This is a genomic window from Prevotella amnii CRIS 21A-A, assembly GCF_000177355.1.
GTDB lineage: Bacteria > Bacteroidota > Bacteroidia > Bacteroidales > Bacteroidaceae > Prevotella > Prevotella amnii.
The window spans coordinates 17,102-32,929 of record NZ_ADFQ01000024.1; the positions used below are offsets into that span (position 1 = coordinate 17,102).

The 15,828-nt window shown below is 37.4% G+C and carries 16 protein-coding genes and 1 tRNA gene; 13 read left to right on the top strand and 4 right to left on the bottom strand.

Features of this window, described 5'->3' with window-relative positions; all coding sequences use genetic code 11:
- Positions 1-6 precede the first annotated feature (6 nt).
- On the bottom strand, positions 7-2,841 hold the full coding sequence (gene uvrA, locus HMPREF9018_RS02660; RefSeq protein WP_008447558.1) for an excinuclease ABC subunit UvrA: 2,835 nt from the start codon (positions 2,839-2,841) through the stop codon (positions 7-9).
- A gap of 277 nt (positions 2,842-3,118) precedes the next feature.
- On the opposite strand from uvrA, the gene HMPREF9018_RS02665 reads away from it, so the two are divergent.
- From HMPREF9018_RS02665 to HMPREF9018_RS02675, 3 genes are read left to right on the top strand one after another with little or no spacing between them, the layout of a single operon-like run.
- Positions 3,119-4,495 (top strand): amino acid ABC transporter substrate-binding protein, encoded by a 1,377-nt coding sequence (locus tag HMPREF9018_RS02665; protein ID WP_008447567.1) that lies wholly within the window; start codon positions 3,119-3,121, stop codon positions 4,493-4,495.
- A 33-nt stretch (positions 4,496-4,528) separates the two neighbouring features.
- Positions 4,529-5,281: a porin family protein gene (locus HMPREF9018_RS02670; protein ID WP_008447573.1), complete on the top strand. Its 753-nt coding sequence runs from the start codon at positions 4,529-4,531 to the stop codon at positions 5,279-5,281.
- A 5-nt stretch (positions 5,282-5,286) separates the two neighbouring features.
- On the top strand, positions 5,287-6,840 hold the full coding sequence (locus tag HMPREF9018_RS02675; RefSeq protein ID WP_008447556.1) for a peptide MFS transporter: 1,554 nt from the start codon (positions 5,287-5,289) through the stop codon (positions 6,838-6,840).
- Between the two features lie 184 nt (positions 6,841-7,024).
- Here the strand turns inward: HMPREF9018_RS02675 and HMPREF9018_RS02680 are convergent, their stop codons facing one another.
- Positions 7,025-7,813: a transposase gene (locus tag HMPREF9018_RS02680; protein ID WP_008447550.1), complete on the bottom strand. Its 789-nt coding sequence runs from the start codon at positions 7,811-7,813 to the stop codon at positions 7,025-7,027.
- 263 nt (positions 7,814-8,076) lie between these two features.
- Between HMPREF9018_RS02680 and HMPREF9018_RS02685 the strand changes: the two genes are divergently transcribed.
- The 10 genes from HMPREF9018_RS02685 to HMPREF9018_RS02730 all read left to right on the top strand — a co-directional run bounded on the left by HMPREF9018_RS02685 (position 8,077) and on the right by HMPREF9018_RS02730 (position 14,043).
- Positions 8,077-8,161: transfer RNA gene (locus HMPREF9018_RS02685), tRNA-Ser, on the top strand.
- A 400-nt stretch (positions 8,162-8,561) separates the two neighbouring features.
- The gene (locus HMPREF9018_RS02690; RefSeq protein ID WP_004339662.1) at positions 8,562-9,794 is read left to right on the top strand and encodes a site-specific integrase; all 1,233 of its coding nucleotides are present in this window, start codon (positions 8,562-8,564) and stop codon (positions 9,792-9,794) included.
- Positions 9,795-9,821: 27 nt separating this feature from the next.
- On the top strand, positions 9,822-10,289 hold the full coding sequence (locus HMPREF9018_RS02695; RefSeq protein WP_008447566.1) for a DUF1896 domain-containing protein: 468 nt from the start codon (positions 9,822-9,824) through the stop codon (positions 10,287-10,289).
- Positions 10,290-10,428: 139 nt separating this feature from the next.
- Positions 10,429-10,776: a hypothetical protein gene (locus HMPREF9018_RS02700; RefSeq protein ID WP_039864148.1), complete on the top strand. Its 348-nt coding sequence runs from the start codon at positions 10,429-10,431 to the stop codon at positions 10,774-10,776.
- A 356-nt stretch (positions 10,777-11,132) separates the two neighbouring features.
- Positions 11,133-11,564, top strand: coding sequence for a hypothetical protein (locus HMPREF9018_RS02705; protein ID WP_039864129.1), 432 nt, complete (start codon positions 11,133-11,135; stop codon positions 11,562-11,564).
- Between the two features lie 6 nt (positions 11,565-11,570).
- Positions 11,571-11,990 (top strand): PcfK-like family protein, encoded by a 420-nt coding sequence (locus HMPREF9018_RS02710; RefSeq protein WP_008447568.1) that lies wholly within the window; start codon positions 11,571-11,573, stop codon positions 11,988-11,990.
- 4 nt (positions 11,991-11,994) lie between these two features.
- Positions 11,995-13,266, top strand: a complete 1,272-nt coding sequence (locus HMPREF9018_RS02715; protein WP_008447554.1) for a PcfJ domain-containing protein — start codon at positions 11,995-11,997, stop codon at positions 13,264-13,266.
- Positions 13,267-13,288: 22 nt separating this feature from the next.
- Positions 13,289-13,534, top strand: a complete 246-nt coding sequence (locus tag HMPREF9018_RS02720) for a DUF6926 domain-containing protein (RefSeq protein WP_004338370.1) — start codon at positions 13,289-13,291, stop codon at positions 13,532-13,534.
- A 31-nt stretch (positions 13,535-13,565) separates the two neighbouring features.
- Positions 13,566-13,820 (top strand): hypothetical protein, encoded by a 255-nt coding sequence (locus HMPREF9018_RS02725; RefSeq protein ID WP_039864139.1) that lies wholly within the window; start codon positions 13,566-13,568, stop codon positions 13,818-13,820.
- A gap of 4 nt (positions 13,821-13,824) precedes the next feature.
- On the top strand, positions 13,825-14,043 hold the full coding sequence (locus HMPREF9018_RS02730) for a hypothetical protein (RefSeq protein WP_039864141.1): 219 nt from the start codon (positions 13,825-13,827) through the stop codon (positions 14,041-14,043).
- 98 nt (positions 14,044-14,141) lie between these two features.
- Here the strand turns inward: HMPREF9018_RS02730 and HMPREF9018_RS02735 are convergent, their stop codons facing one another.
- Together HMPREF9018_RS02735 and HMPREF9018_RS02740 are read right to left on the bottom strand one after the other, a co-directional pair.
- On the bottom strand, positions 14,142-15,263 hold the full coding sequence (locus tag HMPREF9018_RS02735; RefSeq protein ID WP_008447557.1) for a hypothetical protein: 1,122 nt from the start codon (positions 15,261-15,263) through the stop codon (positions 14,142-14,144).
- Positions 15,260-15,778 (bottom strand): DUF4365 domain-containing protein, encoded by a 519-nt coding sequence (locus tag HMPREF9018_RS02740; protein WP_036869047.1) that lies wholly within the window; start codon positions 15,776-15,778, stop codon positions 15,260-15,262. The genes HMPREF9018_RS02735 and HMPREF9018_RS02740 overlap by 4 nt, the downstream gene beginning before the upstream one ends.
- Positions 15,779-15,828 lie beyond the last annotated feature (50 nt).

Sequence of the window (15,828 nt, forward strand, 5' to 3'; positions counted from 1 at the left end):
TAAATATTAATCTTGTTTAAACAGCTTTGCCAAAAAACTTGGCGTATATCCTTTTATACTTTTTATAACCTCCTCAGGAGTTCCTTGTGAAAGTATACGTCCTCCACATTTTCCCCCTTCAGGTCCCATATCTATAACATAATCCGCCATCTTTATAACATCAAGGTTATGTTCTATAATAAGTACTGTATTCCCCTTATCTACAAGTTTCTGTAGAACTTCCATTAATATGCGGATATCTTCAAAATGCAAACCCGTAGTAGGCTCATCAAGAATATAAAGTGTATTGCCTGTATCACGTTTTGATAATTCTGTTGCAAGTTTTACACGCTGACTCTCTCCTCCTGAGAGAGTTGTAGAACTTTGTCCAAGCTTAATATATCCTAATCCTACATCTTGCAATGTTTTTACTTTAGGTAATATTTGCGGAACACTTTCAAAAAAATCTACTGCAGTGTTTACAGTCATATCTAAGACATCTGCTATTGATTTTCCTTTAAAACGCACTTCTAATGTTTCGCGATTATAACGTTTACCATGACATTTCTCACAAGGTACTATTACATCAGGTAAGAAATTCATTTCTATTGTTTTGTATCCATTACCTCCACATGCTTCACAACGTCCACCTTTCACATTAAAAGAAAATCGTCCTGCTTTATATCCACGTATTTTTGCTTCAGGAAGTCCTACAAAAAGCTGACGAATATCCCCAAACACGCCTGTATAAGTTGCAGGATTTGAACGCGGAGTGCGTCCTATAGGGCTCTGATCTACGTCTACCACTTTATCTATATTATCTATTCCCTCTATTTTATCATACGGCATAGGCTTTTTTAAAGAGCGATAAAAATGATGTGAAAGAATAGGTTGTAATGTTTCATTAATAAGAGTACTCTTTCCTGACCCTGACACGCCACTCACTACAACAAGTTTTCCTAAAGGCAATTCTAAGTCTACTTTTTTCAAATTATTTCCTCTACAACCTATGAGTTTTATTGTTTTTCCATTCCCTTTTCTGCGCTCTTTTGGTATAGACAGCCTTCTTTCGCCATTTAAGTATTGAGCAGTTAAGGTATGCGTTTTAAACATTTCTGCTGGTGTTCCTTGAAAAACTACCTCCCCTCCTTTACGCCCTGCTTTTGGACCTATATCAATAATCCAGTCTGCTGCCCGCATCATGTCTTCATCATGCTCCACTACAATAACAGTATTACCAAGATCCCTTAATTCTTTTAAAGAATGTATTAACCTTTCATTATCTCTTTGATGTAATCCTATAGATGGCTCATCAAGTATATAAAGCACATTAACAAGTTGTGATCCTATCTGTGTTGCTAAACGAATGCGCTGACTTTCCCCACCTGAGAGCGAACCACTTTGACGATTAAGCGAGAGATAATCTAAGCCTACATCTAATAAAAAGTCAATGCGTTTACCTATCTCTTTAATTATTTCTGTAGCAATGCTTTTTTGCTTTTCATTAAGATGTTCTTCTATATGTTCTACCCAGTTTTTTAAGTCTACTATATCCTTATTTGCTAATGTTGCAATATTACTATTCCAAAGCCTATATGATAATGCTTCTCTATTAAGACGCTGTCCTTTGCACTCTGGACATTCTATCTCCGAGATAAACTGATCTGACCATTTTTTCCCTACTAAAGAATCTTCAGCTTCAATAACTGCTCGCAAATATTTTATCACCCCATCATATTCAACAAAATAATCCGATGAAGTCAGAACTATTTCTTTTGCTATTTTTATCTTCTCTATAGACCCATTTAATATTTCATCTAAACACTCTTTAGAAATATCTTTAACCGCTGTTTTTAATGTATAACCGAACTTTCTTAATATTGCTTCTATCTGCCAAAATATCATTTGCCTCTTATATCTCCCTAATGGGATAATAGCTCCTTCGTATATACTTAACTCTCTGTTAGGTATTACCTTTTTGACATCTATTTCATTAACATATCCTAAACCCTTACAACAAGGACATGCACCTTCAGGAGAATTAAATGAGAAAATATTAGGTGCTGGATTTTTATAAGCTATACCTGTAACAGGGTCCATTAACCTTTTAGAAAAGAATTTAGCCTCATTCGTCTCTTTATTTAAAATCATAATTAGACCATCACCTTGCTTCATTGCAATAGAAATTGTTTTTTCTAATCGTTCATGTAATATGTTTGTACACATTACGCTGAGATCCATTTTATCAATAACTACCTCTATGTTATGGTTCTTATAACGGTCTACTTTCATTCCACGTGTTATTTCTAACACCTCTCCATCTACTCGAACATAAAGATACCCTTTACGGCGCATTTGTTCAAACAGCTCTCTATAATGACCTTTACGATTCCTAACAAGTGGAGCGAGAATAAATATCTTCTTATCAGAATAATGGTTAATTATCATATCTATAACTTTTTCCTCTGTGTATTTCACCATTTTTTCTCCACTAATATATGAAAAAGCCTCTCCTGCACGTGCAAATAACAAACGTAAATAATCATAAATTTCTGTAGTAGTGCCTACTGTCGAACGCGGATTCTTATTAGTCGTTTTTTGCTCTATAGCTATTACAGGCGACAAACCTATAATATTATCTACATCTGGACGTTCTAAATTACCAAGAAAATTGCGTGCGTACGCTGAAAATGTTTCTATATATCTACGCTGTCCTTCTGCAAATATAGTGTCAAAAGCAAGTGAACTTTTTCCAGATCCTGACAGTCCTGTTAATACGGTTAATGAGTTTCGTGGTATTATTACATCTACATCCTTCAAGTTATGCACGCGCGCACCTAAGACTTCTATTTTTTCATTCATTGTTTTCTTTTAATCTCCTTTATTTATATATATCTAAGCACCTGTACAAATAGAACTTTTAATTTTAATCATACAATTATTTATTATCGCTCTAACTAAGTAAAACTATGTTTGGTAAGATATAAGATAACTAGACAAAACCTATTTGTAATAAGATTTTATGCCTCTTTTATTTATATAATTGTACAAAATTACAAAAAATAGTTCTTCTATAATATAAGAGCTAAATAGTTTTTCTTATCTTTGTAGCCAAAAGACTAAAGAATGAGGTTTTATTATGAATCATTATTTTAAATATCTACTAACAATCTTGTTGGCACTCGTTTGCACATTTAGTAATGCTCAAACTACTAAATGGAAAAATATGCACCAAGTAGGTAAACATGAAACTATATTTGGCATTGCTAAAACATATAATATCAGTATTCAAGATTTAATTGACGCTAATCCTGAAATGAAAGTCCCAGGATACGAACTTAAAAAAGGAATATGGATCTTTGTGCCTTTTTCTAAATCTGGAGATAAAAATACACAAAACATTTTAGAAAAAAACAAAGCTAATATTATACCTATTAAAACTATAAATGCAAAAGCAAATGTTATTAAGATCGGTGTGCTCCTACCACTACATAATAATGATGGCGATGGTAAACGCATGGTAGAGTTTTATCGTGGTATGCTTCTTGCCTTTAATGATCTCAAAAAAGAAGGATATTCTACAGATGTTCATGCTTGGAACGTACCTATAGATGCTGATATTGATAAGATCTTACAAGATAAAAATATATCTGAGATGAATATTATCTTTGGTCCTTTATATTCTAATCAAGTAAAAGCTTTATCCAATTTTTGTAAAAACAAAGGCATAAAAATGGTAGTTCCTTTTTCCATCAATGGTAATGAAGTTGCTGAGAATAGTAATCTTTTTCAAGTATATGAGAATGATAACTTACAAACTACTAAAGCTATTGCCGCTTTTTTAGAACGATTTCACAAATCACATCACCCTGTTTTCATCGATTGTAATGATAAAAACAGTAAGGTTGGATCATTTACTAATATTTTAAGAAAACAATTAGAATTAGAAAAAATAAGTTACGACCTTACTAATATAAACTCTTCTGATACTAACTTTGCTAAGCATTTCAGTAAATCGATGCCCAATGTCGTTATAATTAATTCAGAAAAAAGTCCTCAACTAAATGCTGTCCTTGCAAAATTAAATATACTAACAAAGACTAATCCCGGCATTGCTATCTCTTTATATGGTTATAATCAGTGGTTTATGTATCAAGATTATGATCTCGCCTCATTCTTCAAATATAATACATATATACCTTCTACTTATTATTATAATAAAAATTCTGATAAGACAAAGGCTTTCGAAAAGATCTATTTTAACACTTATGGCGAACCTATAAATAATATATATATTCCTCGCATAGCCATTAATGGGTACGATCAAATTCAATTCTTTGTGAGAGGATATAAAAAATTAGGATCTAATTTTAAAGGGCAAGCCTCAAGTATAAAATACAAATCACTACAAAATCGCTTCGATTTTGAGAAAATAGGGCAAGGAGGCTATCGTAATAAGTTCTTTCAATTAATACATTTCAAAAGTGACCAAACCTTAGAAAGTATAGTTTACTAACAATAATTTATTTACTACACTCACATTTTTTATATGACATTTCACAAAAAAATATTATTTTTTACTATCTTTTCTCTTCTTACTTTTACAACATCTTACGCACAAGTAGGTGAACATCGTAGCGTTTTTTCCTTAGGTATAAATGGTGGCTATATAGCTTCTAATATAGGATTCAGCCCAAAAGTAAATCAAAAGATGTACTTAGGTTATACAAGTGGACTTAGTTTGAGATATATTTGTGAAAAATATTTTAATACTATATGCTCTATTTACGGAGAAATAAACTATGCTAAACTTGGCTGGACCGAAGATATACAAACATCTAATAACCAACCTGTAATTAATAGCAATGGCAAAGCTGAATCTTATAAGCGTACTATCAACTATATTCAAATCCCCATCATGGCACATCTTGCATGGGGAAAAGAACAAGATGGTATTAACTTCTTTTTCAAAGCTGGTCCTCAAATAGGCTATTTCCTAAATGAATCAATCAATAAAAATTTTATTCAACCTAATCTTTCTAAAGATGGAACAGGCCGTTCAAGTAATATAATAGCGCAAGAGAAAATGCCTGTAGAAAACAAATTAGATTATGGAATTGCTGCTGGTATAGGTATTGAATATAGTAAAAAAAATATTGGACATTTTATCATAGAAGCACGCTATTACTATGGCTTAGGAAATATTTATGCAAATACAAAAAAAGATTACTTTGGAAAGTCTAATTTAAATAATATCATTATTAAAGCTACATATTTATTTGATTTAACTAAACCCCAATAATATTTATGTTTAAAAATCATCCTAAAGGTCTTTTACAGGCCGCATTAAGTAACATGGGTGAGCGTTTTGGATACTACATCATGAACGCAGTACTCATACTTTTTCTTTGTTCTAAGTTCGGATTATCTGATGGGAAAGCAGGAGCTATTGCCGCAGTCTTCTTAGCAGGTATTTATGTAATGAGCCTACCTGGTGGTTGGATTGCCGACCGTACACAAAATTATCAACGAACTATTCAAACTGGTATTATACTAATGGCAATTGGTTATGTGGCTCTTTCTATACCTATCTTAGCTACGCCACAAAATAACACATGGCTATTAGTCTTTACATGTATAGCCTTAGCTGTAATAGCTATAGGAAATGGATTGTTTAAAGGTAACTTACAAGCTATTGTTGGTCAGATGTATGATAACTTTGAATCAGACATTGCTAAAAATAATCCCGAAAAACTCAAATGGGCACAAGGGCAGCGTGATGCAGGATTTCAAATATTTTATGTTTTTATTAACATAGGTTCCTTAATTGCTCCTTTTGTCGCACCAGTGCTTCGTAGCTGGTGGCTACGCCAAAACGGATTAGAGTATAGCCCTAATCTCCCTGCTTTATGTCATAAATTTATAGAAGGGAATATTGGCTCCGATCTAAACAATTTAAGAGAACTTGTAACTGCTGTGGGTGGTAATGCTTCCGATTTAGCAACATTTTGTCCTAAATACTTAGATGTTTTCAATACTGGTGTTCACTATAGTTTTATAGTTAGTGTATTAATGATGGGAGTATCTTTAGCTATCTTTATGCTTTCAAAACACATGATGCCTATGCCGATTAAGAAAAAAGTTACTCATACTATCGAATATACTGCAGAAGAAAAAACAGCTATGGGCAAGGAAATAAAACAACGTATGTATGCTTTGATTGCGGTATTAGCTATTAGTGTGTTCTTTTGGTTCTCTTTTCATCAGAATGGACAAAGTCTTTCTTTATTTGCTCGCGACTTTGTTTACAATAAGACTATAGCTCCAGAGATTATGCAAGCTGTAAACCCTTTCTTCGTTGTATTCTTAACACCAATTATCATGTGGATATTTGCTTATTTTACTAAAATAGGGAAACCTATTTCGACACCACGCAAGATAGTATATGGTATGGGTATAGCAGGTCTTGCATTCGTGTTTTTAATGATATATTCTATAATACAAAAATATCCTTCTGCTGAAAACTTTCTAAAACTTTCTCCAGAAATAAGTAACGCCATGAAAGCTGGTCCTTGGCTACTTGTTGTTACATATTTCTTTCTTACAGTAGCTGAATTATTTATATCTCCACTTGGATTAAGTTTTGTAAGTAAAATTGCGCCAAAACATTTACAAGGTATATGTCAAGGTTTGTGGCTTGGTGCTACAGCATTAGGTAATCTACTATTATGGATCGGACCTTTAATGTATAATAAATGGCCCTTATGGCAATGTTGGTTAGTTTTTGCCATTGTATGTGTAATTTCCATGACTATCATGTTTAGTATGGTAAAGTGGTTAGAAAGAGTTACTAATTCTTAAAAAATAACTTTATCTATAATTATAACATAAGCATCCAATATTTGCCTTTTTCATACTGACAAATATTGGATGCTTTAATTATTTTTATACTTTGTTGTGCAATTATTTTTTTTTATTCAAAAATATAGCTGTCCGGTAAAACTTTTATTGATTTATATTGATACTGTCCTTAAAAGTGTGTAAGCTATTCTTCTCTTTTATCCTTTGTATTTCCATTTTCGTTTATATTCTTCCAGCTTTTAAACTGGTATATTTTCTTTTTGTGAGCATTTTTTGTTTCTTCCATTGCCACTGATTCCAAGAGAAATATGACAGCTTGTGCTGATGGCATGGATGTTCTCATATTGATAGTCCTTTTATACTTTCTGTTGAGTCTTTCAATCCTGTTAGTCGTGTATATACACCTTTGCACTTCTTTTGGGAAGTCCATATATGTGAAGTATGCCATATTTCTTTCTGCCTTGTATTTCTTAAGGGTTGGATACTTCTTTTCCCATCTATCAACAAAAGTAACAAAATGTTCATATCCCCACAAGGACTCCACACTATTATCTTCCATACGAAAGACTTCTGAGAATTCACTATCTATGGCGAAAACCTGTTGTTTGCTGTAGGAACGACCATAGACACACTCAGAAACCTCGCCTATCTGTTCTGTTGTGAGCCCCTTAGTATAAAGAAGGTTTAATAGACGTGCGCGTTCCTCGCTTTCGTTACGTATCAATCCAAGAATGACAGGGTAGAAATTACCACTACGGCTACGGGGAATGCGAAGAGAAAACTCAAAGCCATGACTATACCAGCGACGGCTACGAAAGCCATTGCTTTGTTCATCTTTGTTCTCACTGACGAATAATTCACGCTCGTGAAACATCAATGAATTCATGATTAAAGACTGAAGAGTTACAAAACCCTCACTACTACTTGTGTAATTAGAAATAATTTCCGAAATTTGTAATTGTGTAAGTTCCATTTTTTATCTTATTTTATATTTCAAATACAAAGATAATAAAAATATGGGCTTACACACTTTTATAGGACAGTACCAATGATAGGGAATGGGGTAAGGTTTTGCAGAGATCTCGTTTTGTAATTTTGCACTTGCTGGTTGACTCTGCGCTCTTGCTAGTTGAATCTACGAATAAAAAAAAAACGTTTTTTTTTGTTTTATCAAAAAAAAACTTTAACTTTGCACCCGCTTACTAAAAATAAGTTTTCGGTTAAAATATCATTTTAGGAGAGATGGTAGAGTGGTCGATTACAGCAGTCTTGAAAACTGCCGTGCTGAAAGGCACCGGGGGTTCGAATCCCTCTCTCTCCGCTTTAGGTACTCTGAAATGAACATCAGAGGGAAACCTAAGAAAATCGTAAGTATCATAGCTACACGTAGTTATGATACTTTTCTTTTATACCCATCCCAAATTTCAGAGTATACACGGAGGGGGCAGAAACTCCCAAAATGCTCTAAAAAGGCTACAATCAGGCTACACATTTTCAAGGCAAAATAAAAATGTAGCCAAGAGTACATACAGAGTACATAAGGAGTATGCGTAAATTACTGCTATTCAAACAAATATGTTGAACTTTGCAGCGTGATTACAGAGGTATTTTTGTTACCATACACCACTTCGGGCAACAATGTGTCCGACAAGCCACGGCTACAGATGGCAGGTGTTAGGACAAGACTTCTGTTCAGGCTACAACTAAAAGCAGTAAAATGTATGAAAGCAATTTTCAGAGCAGTCTTCTATCTCAGAAGCAATTATGTGAACAAGGAGGGCAAGACCCCCGTCATGCTGAGAATCTATCTCAACAACGAACGCCTTTCCATCGGCTCGACGGGCATTGCTGTCCAACAGTCCCAATGGGACAGGGAGAAGGAACGGTTGAAGGGAAGGACAACTGAAGCACTTTCCACCAACCTCGAACTTGACAACATTCAGAGCGGACTCCAGACCATCTTCAAGAAAGTCGAGATGACGGACGAGGTGTCCTTGGAGCGTATCAAGTCGGAGTACCTTGGTAAGAAGGAGGATGTGGACACCCTAATGAGCCTCTTCAACAAGCACAACAGTGACGTTGCACGGCAGGTAGGCGTGTCGGTCGAAGCTGCAACCTTACAGAAATACAACGTCTGCAAGAAACACTTCTCAAATTTTCTTCGTGATAAATACGGTCGGTCTGACATCCGCCTGTCCGAACTCGGCTATATCGTGATACACGACTTCGACATTTATCTTCGAACGGTTGTCGGGCAGAATCCCAACACAGCCACGAGGATGATGAAAACCTTCAAGACGATTACCATTCTGGGCAGGAAACTAGGTGTCCTGCACCATGATCCGTTCCTCAACATCCGTTTTCACATGGAACCGGTCAATCGTGGATTCCTCACAGACGAGGAAATCCTTAAAATTGCCAACAAGGATTTCGGCATCGGTCGTTTGGAACTTGTAAGGGACGTGTTCGTGTTCTCGTGCTTCACGGGACTTGCGTACATAGACGTGTACAACCTCGCTCCTGAAAACATCGTCACGCTCAACGGCAAGCAGTGGATAATGACCAAGCGGCAGAAGACGAGCGTGGAAACCAACGTTCTTTTACTCGATATACCCAAGAGCATCATTGCAAAATATAGTGGCAAGACCTATCGTGATGGCAAACTTTTCCCCATGCTGACGAATCAAAAACTGAACAGTTATCTGAAAGAAATTGCCGATATTTGCGGTATCAAGAAGAACCTGACCTTCCACCTCGCCCGGCACACATTTGCCACGATGTCCCTATCCAAGGGAGTTCCCATCGAATCCGTAAGTAAGATGTTAGGACACACCAACATCAAGACAACGCAAATCTATGCCCGTATTACCAATAAGAAGATAGAACACGATATGGATGAGCTGGCTGACAAGTTGGGTACTTTCAATACGGCATTAGGCATTTCCAAAAAATAATGTATATAACCCTAAAATTTTGAATTTATGACAACGACAAAGAAAGAACTTTCCTACTTCCATCTGAAGTTGGAAGCGTATCTCGGAGAGCATTTTCCTGAGAGAGTGAATGACAATGCGTTTATAACCGCTCGCGCAGACGAGGCATTGACGGCTTACTGCGATGCCGTGGCGCAAGGTTTCTCACATCCCGAAGCAGAGACGATGGCAAGCGAGGTGCTGTACCACGACCTACACTTCTCAAAGTATGATACCCTTGTTTCCGTACTGGAGCAGGAGTTTGAGAAGGAACTGCCAAGTCCGCTTCCCGAAAGGTTAGCACTAATTTTGCTGAACAACAAGGCAATTCAAGCGGTATTTGCCAAGTACGAACTCACGGACGACTTTGCGGCAGGTACAGAATACGACAAACTGTACACCGAGCTGATTGGTACAATCGTGCTGCTCATCGAGGTCAATGGTCTGCCGACGATAGGCGGTGAGAACATGGCTTGATACTTCACCATCGGGGGCTTTTGTAGTGTCAAGAGCCAAGATAAACGCTCCACTCCACACGTCAAGAGTTTTGCAAACACTTGTCTTTGGGTCGTTAGAGCATCTTGTTATCGCTCTTGAACTATTAAAAGCCTCGATTATGAAAACAATCATCATGAATCAAGACATTCATCAGCCCGCCTTCATCAAGGCAGACGCATCGTATAAAACCGAGAGGAACAGGCAGCCGCCGACTTCTCCCAAGCAAGTCCGCCACTTCGGTTGGACACGCTTCATCGAACTCGCCGTTCTGCTTTCCATCGTTATCGGTGCAGTTTACCTTATCTCGAAGATAGTTACGCCGCAAGTCGTAACCGCCGTTTCGATTATTCTCGGTTTCCTGACACTACGCTTCATTGTTAAAGTTATTCTGCAAGTAACCTTTACAATCCTGCGTTGGCTGTTCTGGCTTGCCGTCATCTTGGCAATCCTGCTCTGTGTGCTCTAAGGCACAAGGAAAGATATTCTTCGATTCATTCTTCTTTATGGGTGGTTATCTCGATTGAGGTAGCCACCTTTTTCGTTTCCCATACAGGCGTTGCACTTTCGCTTCTCACATCCATCTATTCCACTTTGATGTGCCATAAGTCGGTGCTGATTTCTTTTTATTCGCAAAGGTAATAAGGGGCTACGGCTTGCACAAGGTCAGTGCCTTTGGTTTGCACGGAAAATCTCCACACCTACATTTCATTCCGGGTAGTATTTTCCTGCAAAACCTTGTGCCGGCTGCGCCCCCTACCTTCTTATTGCTACAAAAAGGAATCAGCATACTCCGATCTTTGGACGCATAAAAAAAATGTCATTATGGAACAGCAGAAAGTAAATATCACATCTTCGATGAAGAAAAAAGGATATAGCTCCTCCTCTCATTACCGCATAAGTTCGGTGATTGATGAAAGTGAGCGTTTGGTGGCAACTAAGTTTGTGCAGTGGGATGTTGAGCCTTTGGAAACTTTGAGCCACAGCAAGGTTTATTTATTGCGTGTGAAACTCAATCGTGGGGAGCGAATGAGCCGTGAGGAAAAGAATTGGCTTGCCGAAGCGGTGAACACTAACACCTACTTCCGCACAGCTGTTCCCCTAATGGGTTATCGGTTTGACTTCTTCGATGTGCTGAAGAAATACCTTGTCAATCAATACGGACATTGGGCAGAGTATTACGCACCCGACAGAACAAGCCTAAGAGCCTACCTATATGGACGCATCAATCAAATAGTAGAAATTCCCAAATATTAAACGACTATGAAAGGAACAGAACATTTTACGAGAGCAATAGCCGAGTATCTCAATCAGCGTGCAGCGACAGACCCTTTGTTTGCGCCCAACTTGATGAAGCCTAACAAGAGCATCGAGGAGTGTGTAATCTACATCTTGAACCAAGTGCAGGCGAGTGGCTGCAATGGATTTGAGGACGATGAAATCTACTCTATGGCAGTACATTACTATGACGAGGATGAAATTGAAGTAGGAAAGGAAATCACTTGCAGAGTGGCAGTAAATCATCTTGTGGCACTCACAGAGGAGGAGAAAGCCGAAGCAAGGCAAGAAGCCATCAAGCAGTACCAACGTGAGGAACTCGCCAAGATACAGAGCCGTAACGCACGAGTGAAAAAGACTGAAAAAGCAACAACCCAAGTACAACCATCACTATTCGATTTTTAAGCCTATGAAACCGAGAAACAAATTTGAGAAGGCAGTTTTGGAACAAAGCAAGTATCTTCGCCCGATAACCAAGACACAAAGTAAGTGGGCATTTCGTGAGTGCATAGACCACTTCGCCTACCGCTTGCCAAAAGGTCGCATCACTTGTATGGATTGTGGGCATAGTTGGGTAATGGACAAACATAGAGAAACTTGCACTTGCCCTCATTGCAGGGCAAAGTTGCAGGTCAAGGAAACATACGAGCGCAAGTTGCATCAGAAGCAGTATTTCACCTTACTTACCACTTGTGGAGAGTTTCAAGTATTACGTATGTTCCTACTTATTGTGGGTATGGAGAAAGGTTACAAAGCACAGACTTCCATAATTGAGATTGGGCAATATTGGTGGAATATGCAGGGACGAAAAGCTGTGGTTGCCATACAGAGGGTCTTGGGACACTATGTTGATACCTTTTCCTATTATAGTCCTATGGCAATACGCAACGATAATGAAGCCTATCAGCATATTGCCTACTCACCGATATATCCGAAGTTCAAGGTTACAGACACACTCCGCAGAAATGGTTTTGAGGGAAACTTTCACAATATAGTGCCTACTGAACTTATACCGGCACTGCTTTCCGATAGCCGTGTGGAAACCTTGTTGAAGTCGGGGCAAATCCCGCTACTCAAATTCTTCATGCACAATGGTCGAAGAAGCATTGATAGCTATTGGGCATCTATCCGCATCTGTTTGCGAAACGGCTACCATATAGAGGACGGAAGTCTATGGTGTGATATGGTGGATATGCTCAATCAATTAGGCAAGGATATTCACAATGCCAAGTATGTTTGCCCCACCGACCTAAGAGCAGCGCACGACCATTACCAAGCCAAGAGCAGAGCGATGAAAGAGCGTGAGAACATTATCAAGAAGCGTAAGGAAGCAATAGAAGCCGAACAAGAGTACAAGCAACTCAAAGCAAAATTCTTTGGCATAGAGTTTACTGACGGCATTATCCGTATCCACGTTTTGGAGAGTGTGCAGGAGCATTTAGAGGAAGGCACGGCAATGCACCATTGCGTATATGACGCACACTATTACAGCAAACCGCAGTCGCTTATCTTCTCTGCCACAAAGGACGGAGAGCGCATCGAAACCATTGAGGTATCATTGGAAACGATGAAAGTGGTACAAAGTCGTGGAGTGTGCAATAAGAACACCGAGTATCACGAACAGATACTCGCCTTGATGCAGAAGAATATGAGAATGATAGCACAGAGAGCAACCGCATAACAATCCTATAATAACAACGATTATGGCGACATACAAGACAATAGAGAAAATTCCAACGTGGAGTTTAGGCTACCTTATCAATGGAGATAGTACAGGACTGACAGACGAAGAAATCGCACTCGCAGACCAATGGAGTAAGGACACCAAAGCGGAGGTTATATCGCCCCACACAGACATAGAGGGGAATATGCAACCTTATTTTACCCACGTTCCAGCCTTTGGACTACCCACCGAGGTAGAGGACTGCACCCTTATTTGCAGAGAGTAAATAAAAACATCAACCTATAAACGACAACAATATGAAAGTACATGTAGAAGGCATTATTCATAATTGGGCAGATGAAATACCCATCATCATCGTGAGAGTTATCAATGCCATAAGCATAGCCGAGAACAAGGAGAAGTTGCAGACCGCACTCCTCCAAATCTCCCAAGAAACGGAACTTGACAAGTTTTTTGTCTATGGTTACGGCGCACATCATTTTTGGCTAACCCACCGTTGGCTATCGAATGGTGAACCAATGGAACACAGATTACTAATCGCTGAGTTTTGAAAATATGGAAAGGAAAGTTTACAGAGTACGCACCCAATACGTTTTTGAAGGTGTGTTTGAGGTTGTAGCCACAGACCGAGAGGAAGCCGAGCGCAAAATCCTTGAAGATTGTGGAATGGTGATGGGCAGAGGAATACACAGCACACTGCCCGATAAACAAATCAACTGGGCTTTCGATACCCACCCCGAAGAGCGGATAATTGAAACAACCGAAAAACCCTAACACAATGAGCCACGAAACCTTAAAAAATTGCGTGGCTTCTTTTCTTTGTCTTTGAACGAGCAGGCGACCAAAGAAAAGAAGCAAAAGAAAGTCGCAACTTATGTTAATAACTCAATAGTTGCATCTTTTATTTTTACACTCTTAGCAGTAGAAGATGTTATTCCTGTTACTTTAACATCAGAACCTGTTTGGAATGCTGTATCCACAATAGAAAAATATTGAGAATAATTTAATGAAGCATTGATTGTAATAGTCTTCAAATTTTCACCTATTGTGGCTACTTTTATGTCAACCATAACTCGATTATCAATCTCTGCTTCAGCTCCGATATTGACAATTTTTCCATAAAATGATTTTACCACATTCTGTTCTGTCTTAGGTGTAAATTCTTCTGCGATTAATGCAATTTCTTCACTGAATTTTGGATCTAAAATAACATAAGAAGAAAATTCCTCTGCCACAGGAATGCTTAAATTCCAATCTGCTTCAATAGATAATTCGGCATTCTTATTCTCGTCATACAAACTTGTCAAAGAGTTTAAGAAATTCACACTAATCTTCCCTTCTGAAATACAATCACGAGATTCTTGGCTCTTTTCCTGAGCTGATCTCTGTAATGTATTGATGTTTCTAATTAAGTGTAAATTTATTTTTCGTGATAAAGGAAGCTCGCCAACTGTAGGATCAAATAATTTATATTGATAGTACCCAAGTGGGCATAGAACATTTAATATATAACTTCCTATTTCTGTTTGTCCAAATTTATATTTAGTAATCTGGCTTTGAACCTCTTTTGTATATAATTTAGTATGATATTGAGAAGGAGACAAGATATCAAGACAAGTAGAACTTAACATATCTTTGATAAATTCTATATTATGCTCCATAGAGATAAATGGTATTGCGCCATTCATCGTATCTTCGTCAGATACTCTCCATTTTAATATATCACTTGAAGGATTTATTAATTTGTTAAAAAGACTTTTTATTGAAACCTTTTCATATTCAGCCATAATAGAAATAGCTCTATACATGGCGAAGTTATAATCCATAAAGCTTTTATCCACTGGCAACAATAAAGACTCCTTTTCATCAGATGTAACAAATTGCAGGACTTTATTATTATAAATAAGACCTTGTTGCTTCCATCCGTTGAGCAGTAGATACTTGGAAATTCGCTCAGCAGAAAGTTTTTCAATGAAAATCTTAAAATTATTCATAACTCCTCCTGTTTTGATATTTTAATCATAATTGATTTTAGCGAATCCTTCGTTAATTGATGATCGGCTGGTATGTTAATCGTTATGGATTCTTGATTTTCCGTATCTTCTCGTCCTTTCAAAGATATCCAATAAGCACATTTTTTTATTTTTAGCCAGTCAGAGGTTTGTTCTATCCAATCACCTTCATCTGTTGGCATATGGAAAACCACCAAAATTAGTGGAATCATACGCTTCTCTTCTATTAACGACTTGTAGTTTTTTACTTCCAATGAATAGTTAATAGAGCCATCTTGTTGTTGTGTTATTCTTGAATAAGACGATTTCAATTGAACTTCTATCTCTGGCGACAAAATATCACTTTCATCACAAGGCTTCCCTTTACATCGTATACCAATATCAACTCCATCGTTATCATGTTCGCATTTTACGATAGAATATCCATGAACCGCACATAAAGCTCTAACAAAAGCTTCGCTCATGTCTTCCATTTTTAAGGATTTCTGATTCGGCATTGTTTTTATATAGATGCAAAGTGTTATTTCTTGTTGCAAAGTTACTTATG